Below are 4,261 nucleotides of genomic sequence, written 5' to 3'. Positions count from 1 at the left end.
CTGTCACGCCGGGGGTCGCGGGTTCGAGTCCCGTCCACTCCGCCACTTATTTAAGAAGCCTCGCTTATAGCGAGGCTTTTTTGAATCTAACATGTTGATTTAAGCGATTAAATAGCATAGATTAGACAGCACTTTAGGGGTGTAGCTCCAATTGGCAGAGCAGCGGATTCCAAATCCGCGTGTTGGGAGTTCGAATCTCTCCACCCCTGCCATATTCGAAGGCTCTGACTTAGGTCGGAGCCTTTTTCGTTTTTGACGATTAATGCTAAGGCTGGATATACACTTTCTCCGCCACTTTCCAGAAAGCTGAGAGCAATTGATTCTCTAGATTAGAGCGTTTACATACCACGCCAAGTTTGAATGGTTTAATAGGCTCTAGTTTTAAGCGTTGAATTTTATCTCGGACTGGGCTATTAACGATAACCACCTCCGGAGCAATTCCAACGCCGCATCCTAATGCCACCATACTCACAATCGCCTCATGTCCTGATACCTGAGCGTATATATTGGGCTTGATACGCATCTTTTTAAACCAAGCATTTGCCCGCTCTCTAGCTGTTCCTGCTTCCGGCACAATAAACGGAATCTTGTTCCAGTCAGGCAACCCCTCGGCTAGTTCCAAGCCAAAACTACTAACACCAACAGGTGCTATGACTGAGAGTGGGATGTCACTGATCGGCTCAAACTCTAGTCGAGCAGGCAACAGTTCTGGCAATGCCGAGATGGCGATATCCGTTTCATCGTTGAGGACTTTATCTATAGCCTGTGCAGGATCGCCAGTAGAAAGTTCGAACTCGATATAAGGGTAAAGCAATCTAAACTCGGCGAGTAGCTCTGGAAGGTGGCTGTAGCTCGCGGTAACGGAACAAAACAGTCGAAGCTTACCTCTCAGCTCATTCTCGCCATGTTGGCTTTCTGATTGGAATTGTTGCCATTCACTAACGATATTCACAGCAATAGGGAGCAGTTTCTTTCCTGCTGGCGTGAGTTCGACAGAGCGGTTGTCGCGCAAGAACAAGTTTTGATGAGTATCTTGTTCAAGCTTTTGGATCTGTCTACTGAGGGCCGATGCACTGATATGCATTGCCGTTGCGGTTTTATTAAAGCTTTTACTCTCACACAAATGGATAAAAGCTTGGAGACTTTTAATATTCATAGTACTAAAGATATCTGTTGTTGCATTATTTGCAATGACAAATTGTGAATATATCACTTTAAGCAATTTCGACTCTGCATTAGTATGAACTCATTCGATGATAACCATCGACACTACGGACAGAATTCAACAGGAGAGCCCCACTATGGCTAACTATTTCAATACTCTTAACTTGCGTGAGCAATTGGACCAACTAGGTCGTTGTCGTTTTATGGATCGTTCTGAATTTGCTTCAGAAGCGGATTACCTAAAAGGTAAGAAAGTAGTCATTGTTGGTTGTGGTGCTCAAGGCCTAAACCAAGGCTTAAACATGCGTGACTCTGGTCTAGACGTGTCTTATGCACTGCGTCAGGCTGCGATCGATGAACAGCGTCAATCATTCAAAAACGCGAAGGACAACGGTTTTGTAGTAGGTAGCTACGAAGACCTAATCCCTCAAGCCGACCTAGTAGTAAACCTAACTCCGGACAAACAGCACACAAACGTGGTTGAGACAGTAATGCCGCTAATGAAAGAAGGTGCATCTCTAGGTTACTCTCACGGCTTCAACATCGTTGAAGAAGGTATGCAAATCCGTAAAGACCTAACGGTTGTAATGGTTGCACCTAAGTGTCCAGGTACTGAGGTTCGTGAAGAATACAAGCGTGGCTTTGGTGTTCCTACACTTATTGCAGTTCACCCAGAGAACGATCCTCAAGGTGATGGCCTTGAAATCGCTAAAGCGTGGGCAGCGGCAACAGGCGGCCACCGTGCAGGCGTTCTAGAGTCTTCATTCGTTGCTGAAGTTAAGTCTGACCTGATGGGTGAGCAAACTATTCTTTGTGGCATGCTACAAGCAGGTTCAATCGTATGTTACGAGAAAATGATTGCTGACGGCATTGACCCAAGCTACGCAGGTAAACTACTTCAGTTCGGTTGGGAAACTATCACTGAAGCACTGAAATTCGGTGGCATTACGCACATGATGGACCGTCTATCTAACCCAGCGAAAGTGAAAGCGTTTGATCTGTCTGAAGAGCTAAAAGACCTAATGCGTCCGCTTTACAACAAGCATATGGATGACATCATCCAAGGTGAGTTCTCAAGCACTATGATGGCTGACTGGGCAAATGACGACGTAAACCTTCTAGGTTGGCGCGCAGAGACGGCTGAAACAGCATTTGAAAACTACCCATCATCTGATGTAGAAATCTCAGAGCAAGATTACTTCGACAACGGTATCCTAATGGTGGCTATGGTTCGCGCAGGTGTTGAGCTAGCGTTTGAAGCAATGACTGCATCTGGCATCATTGATGAGTCTGCATACTACGAATCTCTACATGAGCTACCACTAATTGCAAACACGATTGCACGTAAGCGTCTATACGAAATGAACGTAGTAATCTCAGATACAGCTGAGTACGGTAACTACCTATTCGCTAACGTAGCAACACCACTGCTTCGCGAGAAGTTCATGCCATCAGTAGGTACTGACGTAATCGGTAAAGGTCTAGGTGAGACATCTAACCAAGTAGATAACGGCAAACTAATCGAAGTAAACGACGTTATTCGCAACCACCCTGTTGAGTACATTGGTGAAGAGTTACGTGGCTATATGACAGACATGAAGCGCATCGCTGTAGGCGGCTAAGCCGACCTATTAAAATCAGATAATAAAGTAAACACAACATAGCAAAGGGGGGCTACCAATTGGTAAGCCCCCCTTTTTTGTCTATGTAATTTGGTAATTTGCGAAGACCGCGAAAGAAGCGATTACTTATCCGCTAGCTTTTGCTCTAGGTCTGCTAGTTTTTGTTCCATCTCTGTCAGCTTTTGACGAGTGCGCAGTAGCACTTGAGTTTGCACATCAAACTCTTCACGGCTAACGACGTCAAGCTTATTCAATTGGCCTTGAATGACTTGGCGTACTTTCTGATCAACATCCGCACCAAGCTCTTTCACTGGTTGAGGCATTGAGTCGTGAATTTGCTTAGCAATCTGTTCAAGTTTCTTTGGATCAAACATGTCTGGTAACTCCTTAAGTGATACTTCTTATTCTATGTAATCCGATAAAGAAAGTCGTTATTTGAGCTAATAAAAAAGGCCACATTGTGGCCTTTTTCTAATTAGTCATCACCTTAAGAACGATTTTCTCGACAAGCTGCTGATGCTGCGTCAACTCGAGCTATCTTCTCTAGGTCTTTGTCTTCAACAAAGACTGGTAGCGGTTTATGTTTCTCTGCTAGGTAAGTATAAATTACCGGAAGAACAAACAGAGTAAACAGAGTACCAATAGCAAGACCCGCTACGATTACAATACCGATACTAAAGCGCTGAGCTGCACCTGCACCTGTGGCGTACATCAGTGGGATTAGACCTGCAATCATTGCCGCGGTTGTCATCAAGATAGGACGAAGACGAACTTTCGCCGCTTCCATAACCGCTTCCGTCCGGCTCTTCTTGTGGTTCAGCTGCTCTTCTTTTGCTACTTCACAGATAAGGATACCGTGCTTGGTGATAAGGCCGACCAAGGTAATCAAACCTACCTGCGAGTAGATATTCATGGTGGCTGCGCCCCATGCCAGAGCAATCAGTGCGCCACATATTGCAAGCGGTACCGATACCATAATAACGAACGGGTCCTTGATAGACTCGAACTGGATGGCCAGTACTAAGAAGATAATCGCCAATGCTAGACCAAACGTTGCATAAAGTGCGCTACCTTCAGTCACGTATTGACGGGCTTCACCCATATAGTCATGGTTGTAGCCACTTGGTAGCTTGTTCTCTGCTGTTGATTCAAACCAAGCAATCGCATCACCCATTGCTACACCTGGAGCTGGAACAGCACCAACAGTGGCTGAGTTTAGCTGGTTGAAGTGAGGTAGAGAGCGAGGCTCTGCCACAACATCAATAGAGATTAAGCTGCCTAGTGGAATAGCTTGGCCATCATCAGAACGAACAAAGTACATGTTCATTGATTCTGGATTTAGACGATATTTACGCTCAACCTGAGGAATTACCTCATAAGAACGACCATTGAGGTCGATACGGTTAACGTAACCATCTGCCATCATCGCACTCAGCGTGATACCAATATCTTGCATGGTTACGCCATAAGCGCCC

4 protein-coding genes and 1 tRNA gene are annotated in these 4,261 nt (G+C 45.4%); 2 read left to right on the top strand and 3 right to left on the bottom strand.

Annotated elements, in window-relative coordinates; translation table 11 throughout:
* Nucleotides 1–135 precede the first annotated feature (135 nt).
* Nucleotides 136–212 (top strand) — tRNA-Trp (locus tag AWH66_RS24000).
* 53 nt (nucleotides 213–265) lie between these two features.
* On the opposite strand, the gene ilvY is transcribed toward AWH66_RS24000, so the two are convergent.
* On the bottom strand, nucleotides 266–1,156 hold the full coding sequence (ilvY, locus tag AWH66_RS23995; protein WP_063604243.1) for an HTH-type transcriptional activator IlvY: 891 nt from the start codon (nucleotides 1,154–1,156) through the stop codon (nucleotides 266–268).
* A 145-nt stretch (nucleotides 1,157–1,301) separates the two neighbouring features.
* Here ilvY and ilvC point away from each other — a divergent pair, with 145 nt between their 5' ends.
* Complete coding sequence (ilvC, locus tag AWH66_RS23990) at nucleotides 1,302–2,786, top strand: ketol-acid reductoisomerase (RefSeq protein WP_063604177.1); 1,485 nt, start codon at nucleotides 1,302–1,304, stop codon at nucleotides 2,784–2,786.
* A 122-nt stretch (nucleotides 2,787–2,908) separates the two neighbouring features.
* On the opposite strand, the gene ubiK is transcribed toward ilvC, so the two are convergent.
* Both ubiK and AWH66_RS23980 read right to left on the bottom strand, forming a co-directional pair.
* Entirely contained in the window at nucleotides 2,909–3,160 is a 252-nt protein-coding gene (ubiK, locus tag AWH66_RS23985) for a ubiquinone biosynthesis accessory factor UbiK (protein WP_006075379.1), read from the bottom strand.
* 113 nt (nucleotides 3,161–3,273) lie between these two features.
* Nucleotides 3,274–4,261 (bottom strand): efflux RND transporter permease subunit (locus AWH66_RS23980; RefSeq protein ID WP_167360989.1); only part of this gene is annotated, 988 nt, incomplete at its 5' end.

It is taken from the genome of Vibrio barjaei, assembly GCF_001639065.2.
GTDB classification, from domain to species: domain Bacteria; phylum Pseudomonadota; class Gammaproteobacteria; order Enterobacterales; family Vibrionaceae; genus Vibrio; species Vibrio barjaei.
This window is presented reverse-complemented; position numbering and strand designations above follow the sequence as displayed.

Coding starts and splice junctions, on each gene's coding strand:
- ilvY (WP_063604243.1), bottom strand. CDS start 1,156: ATGAATATTAAAAGTCTCCAAGCTTTTATCCATTTGTGTGAGAGTAAA.
- ilvC (WP_063604177.1), top strand. CDS start 1,302: ATGGCTAACTATTTCAATACTCTTAACTTGCGTGAGCAATTGGACCAA.
- ubiK (WP_006075379.1), bottom strand. CDS start 3,160: ATGTTTGATCCAAAGAAACTTGAACAGATTGCTAAGCAAATTCACGAC.